This window comes from Streptomyces asoensis (assembly GCF_013085465.1).
Lineage (GTDB): Bacteria > Actinomycetota > Actinomycetes > Streptomycetales > Streptomycetaceae > Streptomyces > Streptomyces cacaoi_A.
This window is the reverse complement of record NZ_CP049838.1, coordinates 1,977,650-1,999,747: the sequence shown is the minus strand read 5'-3', so window position 1 is coordinate 1,999,747 and position 22,098 is coordinate 1,977,650. Positions and strand designations below refer to the sequence as shown.

Genomic DNA, 22,098 nt, shown 5'->3' with positions numbered 1-22,098 from the left:
CCCCCTCTGGCCGACGCCGACCCCGGGAGGACAGGCGGACGTCGCCGAGCCCACCAGCGGGTCATCATCTCGTAGCGGCCGCCCCCCGGTTCAGCCGCTCGTGCGGCCGCCGACGTCAGTTCAGCCCACCCCCGGCTCCGCCCCCGCCGCCCCCGTCCCCGCAGGGGCCATCGGCTGCGACCCGCGCCGGATCCGGTATCCGGCCAGTCCCGCGTGCCCGACCACCCAGCTCGCCCCTCGCAATGACTTCGCAGCCTTCTTCAGGGGCGCCAGACACGCCGCCGCCTGGCGGTGATCAGTCACGCTGCCCGGTCGGCACAGAACCGTGGCCAGCGACAGCGTCACCGGGCGCCCGCCCGCCGACCACGGCACGTCCAGCACGGTGGAGACCAGCGGCTCCAAGCTCTCCGGATCGGCCAGCACCAGGAAGTCGTCTCCGCCGATGTGGCCCACGCGCGCGTTCCCTGACGCCGTCATCTCCAGTGCCCGTCCCACCGACCGGATGAGCTCGTCACCCGCCGCGAACCCGGCCCCGTCGTTGACCTGTTTGAAGTGGTCGATGTCCAGCCAGCTCAGCGCGAACATGCGCCCCTCCGCGATCCGCCGGTCCACCTCCCCGGTGATCGTGTCCGAACCGGGCAGCCGCGTCAGCGGATTCAGGCCGGCCGCCTCCTCGACCCGGCTCTCGGCCAACGCCCGTACGAGGTCCGCGAGCCGGACGACACCCACGCAGCGCCCGTTGCGGTCGACGACCGCCACATCGTCGGAAGTACGGTCCCGGTCGCCGACCGCGACCACGTCCAGCACCTCCCACGCCGTCGCGTCGACGCCCACCGTCCGCGGCGGATCACCGAGCTTGGCCGCGGGACGGTCCGCGTACAGGGCATGGCCGTAGCGCCCCGACATCGACAGCAGGAAGCGCGACCGGTGCACCGACCGGACGGGGACCCCCGTGCGGTCCACGAGCAGCACCCCGGACACGTCCGGCGAGCCGGTCAGTAGCGCCCGTACCTGACCGGCGGAGGCGGTCGCGGGCAGCAGCGCGGTCGGCCGGACGAACTCCCGCACCGACGGCCCCGACCGGAGCGCCGGCATGATGCCGGGACCGAGCGGCGGAACGTACACGTCGGCGGCGGGCAACCGGCTCGGCGGCGCGAAGAGCGTGCCCTGGGCCAGCTGCGCCCCCGCCGACATCGCGGCCGCGCACTGGAGCTCGGTCTCCACGCCCTCGACGACGAGCAGCGCCCCCAACTCGTCGCACAGCGTCCGCATCGCTCTTACCGCCGCGGGCCGTGCCAGGAGCGAGGCGTCGAGCTTGACCAGGTCCGGCGCGATGTCGACGAGCAGCCGCAGCGGTGCGTCCCCGTCCCCGACCCCGTCCGCGCTGATGCGAAAACCCTGGTCCCGGAGTGCCGCCAGGGCCTCCAGAAGCGCGGGCTGCGGGACGTGGGTGTAGGGCGGAACGACATCGAGCGTGACCTCCCACGGCATCCGCCCTGCCTCGCGTACGGCGTCGTGCAGCGCGGTGAGCCCACCGAGATCGGCCAGAGTGCCGGCGAACACGTTCACGTGAAGAGGCAGCAGGGTTTCCTTGCGGGCCGCCGAGCGAACCGCCAACACGGCCAGTCGGCCGTCGAGTTCGGGATCCCGGCGAGCCTGCGCCAAGATGTCGCCGGCCTCCGGGCGGGCGAGTATCTCCAGCCCCGCGACCCCTCCGGTGGTCAGGTTGACCACCGGCTGGAAGGCGAAGCGGAGAGTATCCGTCCAGGAGTGCACGGCAGCATGATTGCGCTGCGGGCGTGCGCCCAGGCGCAGTTCATGAGACGTTCACACAGGATTCCGGAGTGAACACGGAGGGTGAGAGGAGCCGGGTGAGACGCGTGACACGGAGGCGCCGGGGTCCTGCTCACCGCACCGCGACCACCGCCGAACCATGCCCGAACAGCCCCTGGTTCGCCGTGACGGCCACGCGCGCGTCCGGGATCTGGCGATCGCCGGCCTGCCCCCGCAACTGCCAGGTGACCTCGCAGACCTGGGCGATCGCCTGCGCGGGCACCGCCTCTCCGAAGGAGGCGAGTCCACCGCTCGGGTTCACCGGTATACGGCCGCCCGGCGCCGTCACGCCCTCCCGCAGCAACTTGGCGGCCTCGCCCTCGCCGCACAGCCCCAGATCCTCGTACCACTCCAGCTCCAGTGCGGTGGACAGGTCGTAGACCTCGGCGAGAGACAGGTCCTCGGGCCCGATGCCCGCCTCTTCGTAGGCCGCTCGGGCGATCGAGGCCCGGAAGGGCTCACCGGCCGGCTCCGCCCCCACCGCGGAATCGGTCGCGATGTCCGGCAGATCCAGCACCGTGTTGGGGTACCGGGGCGTCACGGTGGACACCGCCCTGATCCGCACCGGCTCCGCCGCCCCGTGCCGTCGGGCGAACTCCATGCTGGACAGCACCAGCGCCGCCCCGCCGTCCGACGTCGCGCAGATGTCCAGCAGCCGCAGCGGGTCGGCGACCACCGCTGAGGCGGCGACCTCCTCAGCCGTCACCCGCTTCCGGTAGCGCGCGTTCGGGTTCAGCGCGCCCATGGCGGCGTTCTTCACCTTGACCTGCGCGAAGTCCTCGGGCGTGTCCCCGTGCACGGCCATGCGCCTGCGCGCGTACAGCCCGAAGTACGTCGGATTGGTCGCGCCGAGCACCCGGAACCGCAGCCAGTCCGGGTCGTCCGGCCGGTCCCCGCCCGCAGGCCGGAAGAAGCCCTTGGGGGCGGCATCGGCCCCCACCACCAGCACCACGTCCGCCAGGCCCGCGAGGATCTGGGCCCGGGCCGTGTTGATCGCCTGAGCTCCCGACGCGCAGGCCGCGTACACGCTCGCGACGCGGGCGCCCTGCCACCCCAGGGCCTTGGCGAACGTCGCCCCGGCCACATATCCCGGATAGCCGCCACGCACCGTGTCCGCGCCCACGATCGAACCGACGTCCCGCCAGTCCACACCGGCGTCCGCGAGGGCCGCGCGCGCCGCCTTCACGCCGTACTCGACGAAGCCACGCCCCCACTTGCCCCACGGATGCATCCCGGCGCCGAGCACCGCCACCTCTGCCGTCATCACGCCACCCCCGTCGGCCGCCATCGCCAGGTCGTCCAGGTCGTCTCCGCGTCCTCGTCGAGCACACCCGGGACGACCTCCACCTCCATGCCCACCGTCAGATCGGCGACGGTGACCCCGGGAACCGCCTGCCCCAGCACCACGATCCGCTCGGACTCCAGCTCCACAGCGATCAACGCGTACGGCTCCCACGGAAGTTCCGGATCGGTCACATAGGGTGACGGAGGACGGTACCGGCTGTCCGTGTACGACCAGACACGCCCCCGCCGCGAAAGCGGGACCTCCTCCAGGTCGCCGCCCCGGCAGCCCGGGTTGCGGCAGTGCGTGTCCTCGCGCGGGAAGAAGACCGACCCGCATGCCGAGCAGCGCGTGCCGAGCAGCCTGAAGTCGTCCCCGTCCCCGACGAACCATCCCGTGACCACGGGTGTGCGTGTGCGTGACATGACCCCTCCCGACAGCATGTCTGACGGAACGTCAGAAGTGTGTCACGGGCGTGGTGAAATGGGCAGGGCAGGAGACATGACACGACTCTCCGGCGCAGTACGCGGTGTCGTCGCCGTGCTCGTCGCCCTGCTGACCGTGACCGCCGCCTCCACGACCGCGCGCGCGAACGCCGACCCCGTGGCCCCAGCGGACTTCGTGGCCCTGAGAACCGTGGACCCGACGATCCTTCAGGAGATGCGCTACTTCACCCCGCACAACTTCGTCGGGGCGCGCATCGACGGCTACCGGCAGCCGATCTGCATCCTCACCCGGCCGGCCGCCGAGGCCCTGCACCAGGCCCAGACGAACCTGCTGAGCCAGGGATACACACTCAAGGTGTACGACTGCTACCGCCCCCAGCGCGCCGTGAACCACTTCGTCCGCTGGGCCGAGGACCTGAACGACGAGACGACGAAGCGGGAGTTCTACCCGAACGTCGACAAGTCCCGTCTGTTCGAGGACGGCTACATCGCCGAGAAGTCCGGGCACAGCCGCGGCTCGACCATGGACCTGACCATCGTGAAGCTCCCCGCCACCCCGACCAGGCCCTACGTGCCCGGAGAACCCCTCGTGCCGTGCTACGCGCCACAACAGCAGCGCTTCCCCGACAACTCGGTCGACATGGGCACCGGATTCGACTGCTTCGACACCTTGGCCCACACCCTGGACCCGCGTATCCAAGGGCGGCAGCGCGCCAACCGGACGCTCCTGAAGAGCACCCTGGAAGCCCTCGGCTTCGTGAACCTCGCCGAGGAGTGGTGGCACTACACCTTCAAGCCCGAGCCCTACCCCGACACCTACTTCGACTTCCCCGTGTCCGCCAGGTCTCTCGCCCAGGGGCATTGAGCAGCCTCCGTACGACGCCCTCCCCAAGATCGGATACGCTCCGCCGCGTGTCCGAAACTCTGCACTCCACTTCGAACTCCGCGCGCGACTCCCACTGTTCGAGTTGCGGAGCGCCCTACGGGGAGGGCGTCACAGGCTGGCCCCGCACCTGTCCGGCCTGCGCCACCGTGGCTTACCGCAACCCGCTGCCGGTCGCCGTCGCGCTCCAGCCCGTGTACGACACCAAGGGCACCGCCCTGGTCGTCATCACCCGAACCATCGCCCCCGCGCGCGGGGGCATCGCACTGCCCGGCGGCTACATAGACGACCGCGAGGACTGGCGCCAGGCCGTCGCGCGCGAACTCAAGGAAGAGACGGGCATCGAAGCCGCGCCCCGCGACGTGCGGCTGGCCGACGCCATGAGCTCTCCCGACGGCCACCTGCTGCTGTTCGGTCTGCTGCCGGAACGCCCCGCGGACCGTCTCCCGGCGACCGCCCCCACGGACGAGACCGAGGGCTGGCATCTCCTGCACAGGCCGGAGGAGCTCGCCTTCCCCCTGCACACGCTCGCCGTGCGGGCGTTCTTCGAGGGCCGCTACATCTGAGCTCACCGCTCGTCGAGCCCGCGTACCCGCACCGGGTGGGACGGCACGCGCACGCCGTCCTCACCCTCCCGCTCGACGACGACCCGCGGCCCCTCCCAGCGGGCGACGTACCGTTCGACCTCCGGCTCGTCCCAGCCGTCGCCCGCGTCCCGCACGACCACGCCGCCACCCGTCCGCCCCCGCACCGGCGCCCACACCTCCAACTCCAGCCGGCCGTCGTCTCCGCGCACCGGTATGACGGCACCCGCTCGCGCGAGCACCGGGATACGCGACAGAGGGGCATCCACGAGCACCTGCCCCGGCCCCTTGTACGCCCGCCCCGTCGCCGTGTCGTACCAGCGCCCCCGCGGCAACTGCACCGCTCGCCGGTCGCCGCCGGGACCGAGCACCGGCGCCACCAGGAGGCAGTCACCCAGCAGAAAGGCGTCCTCGCAGTCCCGCAACGCCCGGTTGCCGGGCGCCCCCCACCACACCGGACGCACATAAGGGGCCCCGGTACGCCGGGCCAGATGCGCCAGCGTCACGAAGTACGGCAACAGCCGCCGACGCCCGACGAGCGCCACACGCGCGTGCTCCAACACCTCGGGTCCGAACTCCCACGGCTCCCGGTGCCCCGCCCGCATGCCGGCGTGCGTGCGGAACAGCGGCAGATACGCGCCCAGCTGGAGCCGGCGCAGATACAGCTCGGGCGACGGACCGCCGTCGCAGCCGCCCGTGTCCGGGCCCGAATACGGCACTCCGCACAGCCCGAGCCCCAGCACCAGCGACAGCGACGCCCGCAGCCCCGGCCAGCCCGTGGCGGCGTCCCCGGACCAGGTGCCGCCGTAGCGCTGCACGCCCGCCCAGCCGGACCGCGAGAAGACGAAGGGACGCTGATCCGGAACCAGTTCCCGCACCCCCTCGTAGGCCGCCGAGGCCATGCACAGGCCGTACACGTTGTGGGCCTCGCGATGGTCACCCCCGCGCCCCTCCAGGGCGTGCCGGGCCGAGCGGGGCAACGTCGACTCCCCGAAGGCGGCGAACACCGTCGGCTCGTTCATGTCGTGCCAGAAGCCGGCGAACCCCTGCGCGATCCGCTCCGCGTGGAGACCTCCCCACCACTGCCGCACGCGCGCGTGCGTGAAGTCCGGGAAAACGGCCTCCCCGGGCGACGCCACCGCCTTGACGAGCCGGCCCGACGCGTCCCGCACGAACGCGTCCTCGGCCACCCCGTCGTCGTACACAGCGTTGCCCGGCGTGGCCTTGACCGCCGGGCCGACGGCCGACACCAGGCGTATCCCGTCCCGTCGCAGTTCCTCGGAGAACACCGCCAGTTTCGGGAAGCGCTCCTGGTCGACGGTGAACACCTGACGCTCGGCGTAGTGATCGATGCCGAGGTGGACGGCATCGAGCGGCAGACCGTGCTCCTGATGGCCCGCCACGGTCCGGCGCACCTCCTCCTCGTTCCCGAGGCCCCGGCCCGCGAGCTGATGACCGAGCGCCCACGCGGGCGGCAGCGCGGGCGCCCCGGTGAGCGCGACCCACGCGAGCAGCACGCGCGCGGGGGTACCCACCACCACCCAGCAGCGCAACGGACCTCCGTCGATCCGCACCTCGCACGCCCCGGGCCGGTCGTGCCCGGAGCCGGCTCCCTCCTCGCCCTCCCGCAGCGTGACCGTGCCGTCCCAGGTGGTGTCGTGGAACACCAGGTGAGTGGCGGCGTCGGCCACCACCAGCTGCACCGGCATCGTGAGAGGGAGCGGATCGTCCCCGCGGCCGAACGCGCGCCCGGGATCCGTGTTCCACAGCCGGTACGTCCCGTCGCGCAGCCGCGGCCCGGACGCCCGCCCGCCGAGACCGAAGAAGCGCGCGTCCGCCGTCACCTCCGAACGCTGCATCCAGCGCGCCGGGCCACCCTCCTCCGGTTCCCACCACCGGGGCGGCAGCTCACGCCGCAGCATCACGCCTCCGGGCGTGCACACCTCGATGGCACCGAGCCGTGAGACCACGACCGTCACCCGCTCGGCGACGACCCGCCACCCGCCGTCCTTGTCGGGCTCCAGCACCGCTCGGGGATCCGGCTCAGGACAGCGGCCGGCCAGCGCGTACGACGGCTCGGGCTCGGCACCGTCCCAACCCCAGAACACCGCGCCGTTCACGGCGACGCGGATCCTCAGCTCGGAGCGACTGAACCGGAGCGTCCCACCACCGGGCCCCGGCTCCACCTCCTGCACCGCACCCGGCACCCGCGCGCGCTCGGGCCCCCGCACCGGCAACCCGGCGGCGTCGGCACGGTTCCTGCGCCAAGCTGCCCGCACCGTCCGCAATCCCTGGGCAGCTCCCGCGGAACCGACCGCCTTCATCGAACGCACCAGGTCACGACCGTCCATGCTGTTCACCCTGTCACTGACCGCGTTGCGCGCGCGGGTCGTTCAACTGCCGTTCACCCGTGGTGAGGCCACATCTTCACGAGACGGACTGTGGGGAGCCCACCCTGGTGCAGAAGTCGATCACATGGCATCGTCCGTGTCAGCCGCGTCACGCGCACTACCCCAGCTCGTGCGCGGTCGACGCACACGACGCGTACAGCCCGGGAGCCGCCCCATGCCGACCGAGAACCCCGAGCCGCTCTGGCGGCCCGATCCGCAGCGCATCGCCCAGGCCCAGGTCACGAAGTTCCAGGCCTGGGCGGCCGAGCAGCACGGAGCCCCGTCCGAAGGCGGATATCCGGCACTGCACCGCTGGTCCGTGGACGAGCTGGAGACGTTCTGGAAAGCCGTCACGGAGTGGTTCGACGTACGGTTCTCGACGCCCTACGCGCGCGTGCTGGGCGACCGCTCCATGCCCGGCGCCCAATGGTTCCCCGGAGCGACGCTGAACTACGCCGAGCACGCGCTGCGCGCGGCCACCACCCGCCCGGCCGAACCGGCCCTGCTGTACGTCGACGAGACCCATGAACCGAGCCCGGTGACCTGGTCGGAGCTGCGCCGCCAGGTCGGTTCGCTGGCCGGCGAACTGCGCGCCCTCGGCGTCCGCCCCGGTGACCGGGTCAGCGGCTACCTCCCGAACATCCCGCAGGCCGTCGTGGCCCTCCTCGCGACGGCCGCAGTGGGCGGTGTCTGGACCTCCTGCGCCCCCGACTTCGGCGCCCGCAGCGTCCTCGACCGCTTCCAGCAGGTCGAACCCGTCGTCCTGTTCACGGTCGACGGCTACCGCTACGGCGGCAAGGAGCACGATCGCCGTGACGTCGTCGCCGAACTCCGCGCCGAACTGCCCACCCTGCGCGCCGTCGTCCACATCCCCCTGCTGGGCACGGAGCCGCCCCAGGGAGCCCTGGAATGGTCGGCCCTGACGGCAGCGGACGCGGCACCCGTCTTCGAGCAGGTCCCTTTCGACCACCCCCTGTGGGTGCTCTACTCCTCCGGTACGACCGGTCTGCCCAAGGCCATCGTCCAGTCCCAGGGCGGCATCCTGGTCGAGCACCTCAAGCAACTCGGCCTGCACTGCGACCTGGGCCCCGAAGATCGTTTCTTCTGGTACACCTCGACCGGCTGGATGATGTGGAACTTCCTCGTCTCCGGCCTGCTGACCGGCACGACGATCGTCCTCTACGACGGCAGCCCCGGCTATCCCGACACAGGCGCACAGTGGCGGATCGCCGAACGCACAGGCGCCACCCTCTACGGCACCTCGGCCGCGTACGTCATGGCCTGCCGCAAGGCGGAGGTACACCCGGCCCGCGACTTCGACCTCTCCAAGGTCCAGTGCGTCGCCACCACGGGATCCCCGCTCCCGCCGGACGGCTTCCGCTGGCTGCACGACGAGGTCCGCGACAACCTGTGGATCGCCTCCGTCAGCGGCGGCACGGACGTGTGCTCCTGCTTTGCAGGCGCCGTCCCGACCCTCCCGGTCCACACCGGCGAGCTCCAGGCACCCGGCCTCGGCACCGACTTGCAGTCCTGGGACGCGAACGGTCACCCCGTGATCGACGAGGTGGGCGAACTCGTCGTCACCAACCCCATGCCGTCGATGCCGGTCCGGTTCTGGAACGACCCCGACGGCAGCCGCTATCACGACAGCTACTTCGACACCTACCCAGGCGTGTGGCGCCACGGCGACTGGATCACCGTCACCTCACGCGGTTCCGTGGTCATCCACGGCCGCTCCGACTCCACGCTCAACCGCCAGGGCGTCCGCATGGGCTCGGCCGACATCTACGAGGTCGTCGAACGGCTCCCCGAGATCAAGGAATCCCTGGTCATCGGGATCGAGCAGCCCGACGGCGGCTACTGGATGCCCCTCTTCGTACACCTCGCCCCGGGAGCCGCACTCGACGAGGCCCTCCTCGGCCGCATCAAACAGGCCATCCGCGAACAGCTCTCGCCGCGCCACGTCCCCGACGAGGTCATCGAGGTACCCGGAGTCCCGCACACCCTCACCGGCAAACGCATCGAGGTCCCGGTCAAACGCCTCCTCCAGGGCACTCCACTGGAAAAGGCGGTCAACCCGGGCTCCATCGACAACCTCGACCTCCTGCACTTCTACGAGGACCTCGCCCGCAAGCGGGCCTGAGCCGCCGTAGATGGCCTCGGACCTTCCTGGTTCCCCTACGAAGTCCGAGGCCGACCTCTCGCCTGCGACCATGACATCCCCGTGACCTGCGTGTTTCTGTGCCTCCGGGCCCGCGAACCGATCACGCAGGGCCTGTTGTCAGTGCCCCCGGTTACTGTGAGTGAGCATCGATCGACTGTGCACACAGGGGGAAACATGGCACACACCGACCACCAGACCATGCGCCGCGTCCTGCGCCGTGAGATCGCCGGCACCATCGGCCTGCTCACCGACGAACACGACTTCCGTGCCATGCGGCGCTATCGCACCTTCACGTTCGACGACCACGCCGTCTACCTCCAACAGGTCGAAGACCTCCTGAAGACACGTGCCATGCAGGGCACCCACACCACCGTGGCCCTCTTCGACCCACAGGAATACGCCGAGTACTGCACCGGCAGGGGACTCGACCCCGACATCCCCGCCAACCGCACCCGCTTCACGGCCGAACTCGCCACCACGGGCCCCACCATCCCCTACGAGGGCCAGCCCCTCGCCGACCTCCTGCCCGCCCTCGTCGACGAAGCCGTACGCCAGGCGACCTGGGAGTACGCCGCCACCCTGCTCGGCCGCCTAGGGGCCTGCGCGACCTGCGGCGAGGACATCGGCCGCGCCGCCTTCACCCGCGCATCGAATCTCGTGGCCCGCATCCTCGACACGGCGCCACCCGGCAACCGGCACCTCGTGTGCAGCGTGACCGGCACACCCGAGACACTGGTCGCCGTCCTGCACGCGGACGAGGAGCCCGAGGGCGCCAACCAACTCGACGAGGCCGAAGCGCTCGAGTTCACCACCGTCCTCGCCCTGGGCCTCGCCACCCAGAGCCCTGGCGGCCTGGTCATGCGCACCACCGCCCACGACACCTCCGACCGGATCTACGGGTGGCGGCTGCGCGGCGACGGCCTCGAACCCTTGACCGCCGGAGAGGTCTTCGACGCGTACTGCACCGACGTGGAGTCCGGCGACCTCATCTCACCCGAGTCAAACGTGGACTACTGCTTCCCGCCGGACCTCGGCCAGGAGGGAAAGACACCGGGCCACGGCCACTGACCTCTAGAGACGAAAGGACGCTCACACACAGCAGGGGCGCCCCACCCGAAGGCGGAGCGCCCCTGATCACCGACCGATCGCCGGCCGGAACCGACTACTCGCCGGAGAGCACGGCCTGCGCCGCGTCGCGTGCTTCCTCGGCACTGTCCGCCGCACGCGCGGCGGCCGCGGCACGCTCACACTGCGCCAGCGTGTACTTGGCCAGCGCGGTCCGCACGTAAGGAATCGACGCCGCCCCCATGGAAAGAGAGGTGACTCCCAGCCCCGTCAGCACACACGCGAGCAGCGGATCGGACGCGGCCTCGCCACACACACCGCAGCTCTTGCCCTCGGCCCGTGCCGCCTCGGCGGACAGTGCCACGAGGTCCAGCAGCGCGGGCTGCCACGGGTCCTGTAGCCGGGACACCGCACCCACCTGCCGGTCGGCGGCGAAGGTGTACTGCGCGAGGTCGTTCGTGCCCAGCGAAAGGAACTCCACCTCTTGCAGGATCGAACGAGCCCGCAGAGCGGCCGACGGGATCTCCACCATCGCGCCGAACTTCGCCCGCAGCCCCGCCTCGCGGCAGGCGTCCGCGAACGCCTTCGCGTCAGCGCGGTCCGCCACCATCGGCGCCATGACCTCGAGGTAGACGGGCAGCCCCTCGGCCGCCTTCGCCAACGCCGTCAGCTGGGTCCGCAGGATGTCCGGGTGGTCCAGCAGGGTCCGGAGCCCACGCACGCCCAGAGCCGGGTTGGGCTCGTCGGCCGGAGTGAGGAAGTCCAGCGGCTTGTCGGCGCCCGCATCCAGCACACGCACGACGACTCGTCCCTCGGGGAACGCCTCGAGCACCTGCCGATAGGCCTCGACCTGCTTCTCCTCGGACGGTGCGCTCTTGCTGTCGTCGAGGAAGAGGAACTCCGTACGGAAGAGCCCGACACCTTCCGCGCCGGCCTCCACGGCGGCCGGCACATCGGCAGGTCCCCCGACGTTCGCCAGCAGCGGCACCTTGTGACCGTCGGCGGTGGCACCCGGGCCGGTCGAGGCGGCCAGTGCCGCCTTGCGAACGGCGGCCGCGGCCTCGAGCTGGGCCTTCTTCTCTTCGCTGGGGTTCACGAAGATGTCGCCGGTGCTGCCGTCGACGGCGATCACCGTCCCCTCGGCGAGCTCACCGGCACCCGGCAGGGCCACGACGGCCGGCACGCCGAGCGCGCGCGCCAGGATGGCGCTGTGGCTCGTCGGCCCACCCTCTTCGGTGACGAAACCGAGCACGAGCGTCGGGTCCAGCAGCGCGGTGTCGGCGGGCGCCAGGTCCCGGGCCACCAGCACGTAGGGCTCGTCACTGTCCGGGACACCGGGCATCGGAACGCCCAGCAGACGGGCGACGATACGATTCCGCACATCGTCGAGGTCGGCCACGCGACCGGCGAGGTACTCGCCGGCTCCGGCCAGCAACTCACGGTAGGCGGCGAACGCGTCGTACACGGCCCGCTCGGCCGTGCTTCCGACGGCGATACGCCGGTCCACGTCGACCATCAGCTCGGGGTCCTGGGCCATCATGGCCTGCGCCTCGAGCACCGCCTGGGCTTCGCCCCCCGCCAGATTGCCGCGCGCCATCAGATCGGCTGCCACAGCTTCCACGGCCTTGCGGGCGCGCCCCTGTTCGCGCTCCGCCTCCTCTGCCGGGATCTGCTTGGCTGGCGGTTCGAGCACCGCCGTTCCCATGTGCCGAACCTCGCCGATCGCCACACCGTGACTCACGCCGACGCCTCGCAGCGTTGTCTCCATCTCACCCGTCTCCGATAGTGCGGCGGGTCCCGCCGCCGCGGTGGTTGTCCTGCGCGCCGTCGGTATGACGGCGTCAGTACTACTGCCAGGAAAAGAGGACGTCGCCGGCCTTGACGTCGCCGTCGTCGCGGAGTTCGCCGAGCGAGTCGGCGGTGGCCTCCAGGGCGACGACCGGGCACACCGGGGACTTGCCGGCCTCCTCGACCGCGGCCGGGTTCCATCGCACGATGCTCTGCCCGCGCGTCACGGTGTCGCCCTTGTTCACCAGGAGCTCGAAGCCCTCGCCGTTGAGCTGCACGGTGTCGATTCCGAGATGGGTGAGTACCCCATGCCCCTCGGAGTCGACCACGACGAAGGCGTGCGGGTGGAGGGAGACGATGACTCCGTCCACGGGTGCGACGGCCTCGGAAGGCTCACGCACCGGGTCGATCGCCGTGCCCGGGCCGACCATGGCCCCGGAGAAGACCGGGTCCGGCACGGCCGCCAGTCCGATGGCGCGTCCTACTAGAGGGGACGTCACGGTGGTCATGGGAAGCCTCCCAGGGGTGGAGATGTATATGGGCCGTCACTGCATGTCCAGGTCGGCGCACTGTGCAGCAGGGTATGTCATATGAAGTACCGGTTCCGCACGAGAGCACCCGATCCGTGGTCTAGACCACTAGCGTAGTCGATTTGCAGCGTCTCCGCGGCCCCGTGTACAGTCGTACTCCTGCTTGAGGGTGAGTGACGCGATCAAGCGCGCTTACCGAGCAGCACCCAACTTGTCAGATCCTATCTCTGGATCATCTTTCGCATGTCTGCGGAACGGTGGTCAGGGGGCCGGAAAAACCCTGATAGAGTCGGAAACGCAAGACCGAAGGGAAGCGCCCGGAGGAAAGCCTGAGAGAGTCTCTCGGGTGAGTACAAAGGAAGCGTCCGTTCCTTGAGAACTCAACAGCGTGCCAAAAATCAACGCCAGATATGTTGATACCCCGTCCCCGGCAGTGATAGCCGAGGATGAGGTTCCTTTGAAACAAAACACAGCGAGGACGCTGTGAACGGCCGGGCTTATTCCGCCTGGCTGTTCCGCTCTCGTGGTGTCGACCGGATTACCGGTAAACATTCACGGAGAGTTTGATCCTGGCTCAGGACGAACGCTGGCGGCGTGCTTAACACATGCAAGTCGAACGATGAACCACTTCGGTGGGGATTAGTGGCGAACGGGTGAGTAACACGTGGGCAATCTGCCCTTCACTCTGGGACAAGCCCTGGAAACGGGGTCTAATACCGGATAGCACTTCCACTCGCATGGGTGGAGGTTGAAAGCTCCGGCGGTGAAGGATGAGCCCGCGGCCTATCAGCTTGTTGGTGAGGTAATGGCTCACCAAGGCGACGACGGGTAGCCGGCCTGAGAGGGCGACCGGCCACACTGGGACTGAGACACGGCCCAGACTCCTACGGGAGGCAGCAGTGGGGAATATTGCACAATGGGCGAAAGCCTGATGCAGCGACGCCGCGTGAGGGATGACGGCCTTCGGGTTGTAAACCTCTTTCAGCAGGGAAGAAGCGAAAGTGACGGTACCTGCAGAAGAAGCGCCGGCTAACTACGTGCCAGCAGCCGCGGTAATACGTAGGGCGCAAGCGTTGTCCGGAATTATTGGGCGTAAAGAGCTCGTAGGCGGTCTGTCACGTCGGATGTGAAAGCCCGGGGCTTAACCCCGGGTCTGCATTCGATACGGGCAGACTAGAGTGTGGTAGGGGAGATCGGAATTCCTGGTGTAGCGGTGAAATGCGCAGATATCAGGAGGAACACCGGTGGCGAAGGCGGATCTCTGGGCCATTACTGACGCTGAGGAGCGAAAGCGTGGGGAGCGAACAGGATTAGATACCCTGGTAGTCCACGCCGTAAACGGTGGGAACTAGGTGTTGGCGACATTCCACGTCGTCGGTGCCGCAGCTAACGCATTAAGTTCCCCGCCTGGGGAGTACGGCCGCAAGGCTAAAACTCAAAGGAATTGACGGGGGCCCGCACAAGCAGCGGAGCATGTGGCTTAATTCGACGCAACGCGAAGAACCTTACCAAGGCTTGACATACACCGGAAAGCATTAGAGATAGTGCCCCCCTTGTGGTCGGTGTACAGGTGGTGCATGGCTGTCGTCAGCTCGTGTCGTGAGATGTTGGGTTAAGTCCCGCAACGAGCGCAACCCTTGTTCTGTGTTGCCAGCATGCCCTTCGGGGTGATGGGGACTCACAGGAGACTGCCGGGGTCAACTCGGAGGAAGGTGGGGACGACGTCAAGTCATCATGCCCCTTATGTCTTGGGCTGCACACGTGCTACAATGGCCGGTACAAAGAGCTGCGAAACCGTGAGGTGGAGCGAATCTCAAAAAGCCGGTCTCAGTTCGGATTGGGGTCTGCAACTCGACCCCATGAAGTCGGAGTTGCTAGTAATCGCAGATCAGCATTGCTGCGGTGAATACGTTCCCGGGCCTTGTACACACCGCCCGTCACGTCACGAAAGTCGGTAACACCCGAAGCCGGTGGCCCAACCCCTTGTGGGAGGGAGCTGTCGAAGGTGGGACTGGCGATTGGGACGAAGTCGTAACAAGGTAGCCGTACCGGAAGGTGCGGCTGGATCACCTCCTTTCTAAGGAGCACTTCTAAGCCTGTCCCTTCGGGGGCCGGTTCAGAGGCCAGTACATCGGCGTACGTCCGATGCTGGTTGCTCATGGGTGGAACGTTGATTATTCGGCATTCTCAGTCATCTCGGGCTGCAAGTACTGCTCTTCGGAGCGTGGAAAGCTGATCATGAGTGGCGAGGGTGCCGGGCACGCTGTTGGGTGTCTGAGGGTATGGCCGTATGGCTGCCTTCAGTGCCGGCCCCAGTGCACTCGAAACCGTAGGGTTTCGGGGTGATGGGTGGCTGGTCGTTGTTTGAGAACTGCACAGTGGACGCGAGCATCTGTGGCCAAGTTTTTAAGGGCGCACGGTGGATGCCTTGGCACCAGGAACCGATGAAGGACGTGGGAGGCCACGATAGTCCCCGGGGAGTCGTCAACCAGGCTTTGATCCGGGGGTTTCCGAATGGGGAAACCCGGCAGTCGTCATGGGCTGTCACCCGCTGCTGAACACATAGGCAGTGTGGAGGGAACGCGGGGAAGTGAAACATCTCAGTACCCGCAGGAAGAGAAAACAACCGTGATTCCGGGAGTAGTGGCGAGCGAAACCGGATGAGGCCAAACCGTATACGTGTGAGACCCGGCAGGGGTTGCGTGTACGGGGTTGTGGGATCTCTCTTTCACAGTCTGCCGGCTGTGAGACGAGTCAGAAACCGTTGATGTAGGCGAAGGACATGCGAAAGGTCCGGCGTAGAGGGTAAGACCCCCGTAGTCGAAACATCAGCGGCTCGTTTGAGAGACACCCAAGTAGCACGGGGCCCGAGAAATCCCGTGTGAATCTGGCGGGACCACCCGCTAAGCCTAAATATTCCCTGGTGACCGATAGCGGATAGTACCGTGAGGGAATGGTGAAAAGTACCGCGGGAGCGGAGTGAAATAGTACCTGAAACCGTGTGCCTACAAGCCGTGGGAGCGTCGCGCATCGAGTTTACTCGGTGCGTCGTGACTGCGTGCCTTTTGAAGAATGAGCCTGCGAGTTTGCGGTGTGTTGCGAGGTTAACCCGAGTGGGGTAGCCGTAGCGAAAGCGAGTCCGAATAGGGCGTTTCAGTAGCACGCTCAAGACCCGAAGCGGAGTGATCTAGCCATGGGCAGGTTGAAGCGGAGGTAAGACTTCGTGGAGGACCGAACCCACCAGGGTTGAAAACCTGGGGGATGACCTGTGGTTAGGGGTGAAAGGCCAATCAAACTCCGTGATAGCTGGTTCTCCCCGAAATGCATTTAGGTGCAGCGTCGTGTGTTTCTTGCCGGAGGTAGAGCACTGGATAGGCGATGGGCCCTACCGGGTTACTGACCTTAGCCAAACTCCGAATGCCGGTAAGTGAGAGCGCGGCAGTGAGACTGTGGGGGATAAGCTCCATGGTCGAGAGGGAAACAGCCCAGAGCATCGACTAAGGCCCCTAAGCGTACGCTAAGTGGGAAAGGATGTGGAGTCGCACAGACAACCAGGAGGTTGGCTTAGAAGCAGCCACCCTTGAAAGAGTGCGTAATAGCTCACTGGTCTAGTGATTCCGCGCCGACAATGTAGCGGGGCTCAAGCGTACCGCCGAAGTCGTGTCATTGCAGCAATAGGGCCAACGCCCGCTGTGATGGGTAGGGGAGCGTCGTGTGCCGGGTGAAGCAGCACCGGAAGGTAGTTGTGGACGGTTCACGAGTGAGAATGCAGGCATGAGTAGCGATACACACGTGAGAAACGTGTGCGCCGATTGACTAAGGGTTCCTGGGTCAAGCTGATCTGCCCAGGGTAAGTCGGGACCTAAGGCGAGGCCGACAGGCGTAGTCGATGGATAACCGGTTGATATTCCGGTACCCGCTGTGAAGCGTCAAACATCGAACCAGGCGATGCTAAGTCCGTGAAGCCGTTCCGGACCCTTCGGGGAAAGGAAAGTGGTGGAGCCGGCGAACCAGACTTGCAGTAGGTGAGTGATGGGGTGACGCAGGAAGGTAGTCCATCCCGGGCGGTGGTTGTCCCGGGGTAAGGGTGTAGGACGAACGGTAGGCAAATCCGCCGTTCATATAGTCTGAGACCTGATGCCGAGCCGATTGTGGCGAAGTGGATGATCCTATGCTGTCGAGAAAAGCCTCTAGCGAGTTTCATGGCGGCCCGTACCCTAAACCGACTCAGGTGGTCAGGTAGAGAATACCGAGGCGTTCGGGTGAACTATGGTTAAGGAACTCGGCAAAATGCCCCCGTAACTTCGGGAGAAGGGGGGCCACGTCTGGTGAGAGCACTTGCTGCTCGAGCTGGGGGTGGCCGCAGAGACCAGCGAGAAGCGACTGTTTACTAAAAACACAGGTCCGTGCGAAGCCGTAAGGCGATGTATACGGACTGACGCCTGCCCGGTGCTGGAACGTTAAGGGGACCGGTTAGTCAAGATTCGTCTTGGCGAAGCTGAGAACTTAAGCGCCAGTAAACGGCGGTGGTAACTATAACCATCCTAAGGTAGCGAAATTCCTTGTCGGGTAAGTTCCGACCTGCACGAATGGCGTAACGACTTCTCGACTGTCTCAACCATAGGCCCGGTGAAATTGCACTACGAGTAAAGATGCTCGTTTCGCGCAGCAGGACGGAAAGACCCCGGGACCTTTACTACAGTTTGATATTGGTGTTCGGTTCGGCTTGTGTAGGATAGGTGGGAGACTTTGAAGCGGCCACGCCAGTGGTTGTGGAGTCGTCGTTGAAATACCACTCTGGTCGTGCTGGATGTCTAACCTGGGTCCGTGATCCGGATCAGGGACAGTGTCTGATGGGTAGTTTAACTGGGGCGGTTGCCTCCTAAAGAGTAACGGAGGCGCCCAAAGGTTCCCTCAGCCTGGTTGGCAATCAGGTGTTGAGTGTAAGTGCACAAGGGAGCTTGACTGTGAGACCGACGGGTCGAGCAGGGACGAAAGTCGGGACTAGTGATCCGGCGGTGGCTTGTGGAAGCGCCGTCGCTCAACGGATAAAAGGTACCCCGGGGATAACAGGCTGATCTTCCCCAAGAGTCCATATCGACGGGATGGTTTGGCACCTCGATGTCGGCTCGTCGCATCCTGGGGCTGGAGTCGGTCCCAAGGGTTGGGCTGTTCGCCCATTAAAGCGGTACGCGAGCTGGGTTTAGAACGTCGTGAGACAGTTCGGTCCCTATCCGCTGCGCGCGCAGGAATATTGAGAAGGGCTGTCCCTAGTACGAGAGGACCGGGACGGACGAACCTCTGGTGTGCCAGTTGTTCTGCCAAGGGCATGGCTGGTTGGCTACGTTCGGGAGGGATAACCGCTGAAAGCATCTAAGCGGGAAGCCTGCTTCGAGATGAGTATTCCCACCCCCTTGAGGGGTTAAGGCTCCCAGTAGACGACTGGGTTGATAGGCCGGATGTGGAAGCCCAGTAATGGGTGAAGCTGACTGGTACTAATAGGCCGAGGGCTTGTCCTCAGTTGCTCGCGTCCACTGTGTTGGTTCTGAAACCACGAACGGCCCCATGCCATGGTCACGGCATGGTGCGGCTGGACAGTTTCATAGTGTTTCGGTGGTCATAGCGTGAGGGAAACGCCCGGTTACATTCCGAACCCGGAAGCTAAGCCTTACAGCGCCGATGGTACTGCAGGGGGGACCCTGTGGGAGAGTAGGACACCGCCGAACTACCTTTAGAGCTCTGGCTCTTGGGCTTACAGCCCGAGAGCCAGAGCTTTTTTGCGTTGGGGTAAGGTCAGGGGGCATCGTTGGCTCATTTCCCACTGGAGGCCCCCGGGTGGAGGTCCAGGAGACCCGTGTCCAGACAGACCGGGTCCTCACCATCCCCAACATCCTCAGCATGGCGCGTCTCGTCGGCGTACCCCTGTTCCTGTGGCTGATCCTCCGGCCCGAGTTCGGAGGCCCGCAGAGCGACGGCTGGGCTCTCCTCGTGCTGGCTTTCAGCGGGATCACCGACTATCTGGACGGCAAGCTCGCTCGGCGCTGGAACCAGATCAGCAGCCTCGGCCGGCTCCTCGACCCTGCTGCGGACCGGCTCTACATTCTCTCGACGCTGGTCGGTCTCACCTGGCGGGAGATTCTTCCTGTCTGGTTGACCGCTGTACTTCTGGCCCGCGAGCTGGTTCTGCTGGTGATGGTCGGCATCCTCAGGCGGCACGGCTATCCGCCGCCGCAGGTGAACTTCCTGGGGAAGGCGGCCACCTTCAACCTGATGTACGCCTTCCCGCTGCTTCTGCTCAGTGACGGAAGTGGCTGGCTGGCGTCACTCGCTGCCATTTTCGGATGGGCGTTCGCAGGATGGGGTACAACGCTCTATTGGTGGGCAGGAGTCCTCTACGTGGTACAGGTCCGCCGCCTGGTTCGTGCGGACGCCGTGGCCGACTGACCTCGCCGATTGGCAGCTGCGCAGTGGCTCGATGGCCCGCGGACGAAAAGTGCGGGACAATCTGGACGGGTGAAGTCGGCTAGACAGTCGTCTCTATAGGAGGACGCTTCCGACATGAAGGCCGTCGTGATGGCCGGAGGCGAAGGCACACGCCTTCGCCCTATGACCTCGAGCATGCCCAAGCCGCTCCTGCCGGTGGCCAACCGGCCGATCATGGAGCACGTTCTGAGGCTGCTCAAAAGGCATGGGCTCAACGAGACCGTCGTAACTGTTCAGTTCCTGGCGTCGCTGGTCAAGAACTACTTCGGTGACGGCGAAGAGCTCGGAATGGAGCTCAGCTATGCCAACGAGGAGAAGCCACTCGGTACCGCCGGAAGCGTCAAGAACGCAGAGGAGGCGTTGAAGGACGACGCCTTCGTCGTCATCTCCGGTGATGCCCTCACTGACTTCGACCTCACCGAGCTGATCGCTTTCCACAAGGAAAAGGGCGCACTGGTCACCGTCTGTCTGACGCGTGTGCCCAATCCGCTGGAATTCGGTATCACCATCGTCGACGAAGAGGGCAAGGTCGAGCGTTTCCTGGAGAAACCGACCTGGGGCCAGGTCTTCTCGGACACCGTGAACACGGGCATCTACGTCATGGAGCCGGAGGTCTTCGACTACGTCGAGGCCGATGTGCCCGTCGACTGGTCCGGTGATGTCTTCCCGCAGCTGATGAAGGAGGGCAAGCCGGTCTACGGCTTCATCGCCGAAGGCTACTGGGAAGATGTGGGCACGCACGAGAGCTATGTGAAGGCCCAGGCCGACGTGCTCGAAGGCAAGGTCGACGTCGAGATCGACGGTTTCGAGATCTCGCCCGGCGTATGGGTGGCCGAAGGCGCCGAGGTGCATCCCGACGCTGTACTTCGTGGCCCTCTCTACATCGGTGACTACGCGAAGGTCGAGGCCGGCGCCGAAATCCGCGAGCACACGGTCATCGGATCCAACGTCGTCGTGAAGAGCGGGGCCTTCCTGCACAAGGCCGTCGTGCACGACAACGTGTACATCGGTCCGCACAGCAATCTCCGTGGCTGTGTCGTGGGGAAGAACACCGACATCATGCGGGCGGCCCGGATCGAGGACGGCGCTGTCATCGGCGACGAATGCCTGATCGGTGAAGAATCGATCGTTCAGGGCAATGTGCGGGTCTACCCCTTCAAGACCATCGAAGCCGGCGCGTTCGTCAATACGTCGGTGATCTGGGAGTCCCGTGGGCAGGCGCACCTGTTCGGTGCCCGTGGGGTGTCCGGAATCCTGAACGTCGAGATCACGCCCGAACTGGCCGTGCGTCTCGCCGGGGCCTACGCCACGACGCTCAAGAAGGGGTCCACGGTCACCACGGCCCGGGACCACTCGCGTGGTGCCCGTGCGCTGAAGCGGGCGGTCATCTCCGCGCTTCAGGCCAGCGCCATCGACGTACGGGACCTGGAGAACGTACCGCTGCCCGTGGCGCGGCAGCAGACGGCGCGGGGGAGTGCCGGCGGGATCATGATCCGGACCTCGCCCGGGGTACCGGATTCCGTCGACATCATGTTCTTCGACGGGCAGGGCGCGGACCTGTCGCAGGGCAGTCAGCGCAAGCTGGACCGGGTGTTCGCGCGACAGGAGTACCGGCGGGCGTTCCCGGGAGAGATCGGAGACCTGTATTTCCCGGCCAGCGTCTTCGACTCGTACACCGGGTCGCTGCTGCGGAACGTGGACACGACGGGGATCGCCGAATCCGGGCTGAAGGTCGTCGTGGACGCCTCGAACGGCAGCGCTGGGCTGGTGTTGCCGAGTCTCCTGGGGAAGCTCGGGGTGGACTCGCTGACCGTCAATCCCGGTCTGAACGAGGCCAGGCCCACCGAGACGGGCGACCAGCGGCGCTCCGGGCTCATCCGGCTCGGAGAGATCGTGGCCTCGTCGCGGGCCGCGTTCGGCGTGCGGTTCGACCCTGTGGGTGAGCGGCTCTCCCTCGTCGACGAGAAGGGCCGGATCATCGAGGACGACCGGGCGCTCCTGGTGCTGCTCGACCTGGTGGCCGCCGAGCGGCGCAGCGGGCGGGTCGCCCTGCCGGTGACCACGACGAGGATCGCCGAGCAGGTGGCGGCGTATCACGGGACGCAGGTCGAGTGGACGACGACCTCGCCGGACGACCTCACCCGGGTCGGGCGGGACGAGACGGCCATCTTCGGTGGGGACGGCAAGGGCGGCTTCATCGTCCCGGAGTTCAGCAGCGTCTTCGACGGTACGGCGGCCTTCGTGCGGCTGATCGGGCTGGTGGCGCGGACGCAGCTCACTCTCAGCCAGATCGACGCGCGGATTCCGCGGGCGCACGTCCTGAAGAGGGATCTGGCGACCCCGTGGGCGGTCAAGGGCCTCGTGATGCGGCGGGTCGTGGAGGTGGCCGGAGACCGCTTCGTGGACACCACCGACGGTGTCCGGGTGGTGGAGACGGATGGGCGCTGGGTGATGGTGCTGCCGGACCCGGCCGAGGCCGTCACCCACCTGTGGGCGGAGGGGCCGGACGACGCGTCCGCGCAGGCCCTGCTCGACGAGTGGTCGGCGGTCGTGGACAGCGCCGGACGCTGAACCACGCGCACGCGCGCGTGCCGGACAAGTGTCCCCAAGGGGGCCTGTCCGGCACGCCGGTGGGGCCATTCGGAGGTAC

At 66.9% G+C, this 22,098-nt stretch carries 12 protein-coding genes and 3 rRNA genes; 9 read left to right on the top strand and 6 right to left on the bottom strand.

Features of this window, described 5'->3' with window-relative positions; translation table 11 throughout:
- Positions 1 to 120: 120 nt before the first annotated feature.
- The 3 genes from G9272_RS08850 to G9272_RS08840 all read right to left on the bottom strand — a co-directional run bounded on the left by G9272_RS08850 (position 121) and on the right by G9272_RS08840 (position 3,519).
- The gene (locus G9272_RS08850; protein WP_171396031.1) at positions 121 to 1,776 is read right to left on the bottom strand and encodes a GGDEF domain-containing protein; all 1,656 of its coding nucleotides are present in this window, start codon (positions 1,774 to 1,776) and stop codon (positions 121 to 123) included.
- Positions 1,777 to 1,906: 130 nt separating this feature from the next.
- Complete coding sequence (locus G9272_RS08845; protein WP_171396030.1) at positions 1,907 to 3,097, bottom strand: lipid-transfer protein; 1,191 nt, start codon at positions 3,095 to 3,097, stop codon at positions 1,907 to 1,909.
- A complete protein-coding gene (locus G9272_RS08840) occupies positions 3,097 to 3,519 on the bottom strand; it encodes a Zn-ribbon domain-containing OB-fold protein (protein WP_171401914.1) in 423 nt (140 codons plus the stop codon). Before G9272_RS08840 ends, G9272_RS08845 begins: the two co-directional genes overlap by 1 nt.
- Before the next feature lie 97 nt (positions 3,520 to 3,616).
- Here G9272_RS08840 and G9272_RS08835 point away from each other — a divergent pair, with 97 nt between their 5' ends.
- Both G9272_RS08835 and G9272_RS08830 read left to right on the top strand, forming a co-directional pair.
- Positions 3,617 to 4,426: a M15 family metallopeptidase gene (locus G9272_RS08835; protein WP_171396029.1), complete on the top strand. Its 810-nt coding sequence runs from the start codon at positions 3,617 to 3,619 to the stop codon at positions 4,424 to 4,426.
- Positions 4,427 to 4,473: 47 nt separating this feature from the next.
- Complete coding sequence (locus G9272_RS08830) at positions 4,474 to 5,010, top strand: NUDIX domain-containing protein (RefSeq protein WP_171396028.1); 537 nt, start codon at positions 4,474 to 4,476, stop codon at positions 5,008 to 5,010.
- Between the two features lie 2 nt (positions 5,011 to 5,012).
- Here the strand turns inward: G9272_RS08830 and G9272_RS08825 are convergent, their stop codons facing one another.
- Complete coding sequence (locus G9272_RS08825) at positions 5,013 to 7,379, bottom strand: glycoside hydrolase family 31 protein (RefSeq protein WP_171396027.1); 2,367 nt, start codon at positions 7,377 to 7,379, stop codon at positions 5,013 to 5,015.
- A 214-nt stretch (positions 7,380 to 7,593) separates the two neighbouring features.
- Here G9272_RS08825 and G9272_RS08820 point away from each other — a divergent pair, with 214 nt between their 5' ends.
- On the top strand, positions 7,594 to 9,561 hold the full coding sequence (locus tag G9272_RS08820; RefSeq protein ID WP_171396026.1) for an acetoacetate--CoA ligase: 1,968 nt from the start codon (positions 7,594 to 7,596) through the stop codon (positions 9,559 to 9,561).
- Positions 9,562 to 9,756: 195 nt separating this feature from the next.
- On the top strand, positions 9,757 to 10,650 hold the full coding sequence (locus G9272_RS08815; RefSeq protein WP_171396025.1) for a hypothetical protein: 894 nt from the start codon (positions 9,757 to 9,759) through the stop codon (positions 10,648 to 10,650).
- A gap of 94 nt (positions 10,651 to 10,744) precedes the next feature.
- Here the strand turns inward: G9272_RS08815 and ptsP are convergent, their stop codons facing one another.
- Both ptsP and G9272_RS08805 read right to left on the bottom strand, forming a co-directional pair.
- Entirely contained in the window at positions 10,745 to 12,415 is a 1,671-nt protein-coding gene (ptsP, locus tag G9272_RS08810; RefSeq protein ID WP_171396024.1) for a phosphoenolpyruvate--protein phosphotransferase, read from the bottom strand.
- A gap of 79 nt (positions 12,416 to 12,494) precedes the next feature.
- Positions 12,495 to 12,944 carry a PTS sugar transporter subunit IIA gene (locus G9272_RS08805; protein ID WP_171396023.1) on the bottom strand — a complete coding sequence of 150 codons (450 nt, stop codon included), beginning with the start codon at positions 12,942 to 12,944 and terminating at the stop codon, positions 12,495 to 12,497.
- A 572-nt stretch (positions 12,945 to 13,516) separates the two neighbouring features.
- Here G9272_RS08805 and G9272_RS08800 point away from each other — a divergent pair.
- The 5 genes from G9272_RS08800 (at position 13,517) to G9272_RS08780 (ending at position 22,019) form a co-directional block, all read left to right on the top strand.
- Positions 13,517 to 15,042 (top strand): 16S ribosomal RNA (locus tag G9272_RS08800).
- Between the two features lie 319 nt (positions 15,043 to 15,361).
- Positions 15,362 to 18,484: ribosomal RNA gene (locus tag G9272_RS08795) — 23S ribosomal RNA — on the top strand.
- A gap of 90 nt (positions 18,485 to 18,574) precedes the next feature.
- Positions 18,575 to 18,691: ribosomal RNA gene (gene rrf, locus G9272_RS08790) — 5S ribosomal RNA — on the top strand.
- The 16S, 23S and 5S rRNA genes sit together here, the layout of an rRNA operon.
- Positions 18,692 to 18,800: 109 nt before the next feature.
- Positions 18,801 to 19,409 (top strand): CDP-alcohol phosphatidyltransferase family protein, encoded by a 609-nt coding sequence (locus tag G9272_RS08785; protein ID WP_171396022.1) that lies wholly within the window; start codon positions 18,801 to 18,803, stop codon positions 19,407 to 19,409.
- Positions 19,410 to 19,523: 114 nt separating this feature from the next.
- On the top strand, positions 19,524 to 22,019 hold the full coding sequence (locus G9272_RS08780) for a mannose-1-phosphate guanyltransferase (protein ID WP_171396021.1): 2,496 nt from the start codon (positions 19,524 to 19,526) through the stop codon (positions 22,017 to 22,019).
- Positions 22,020 to 22,098: the final 79 nt, after the last annotated feature.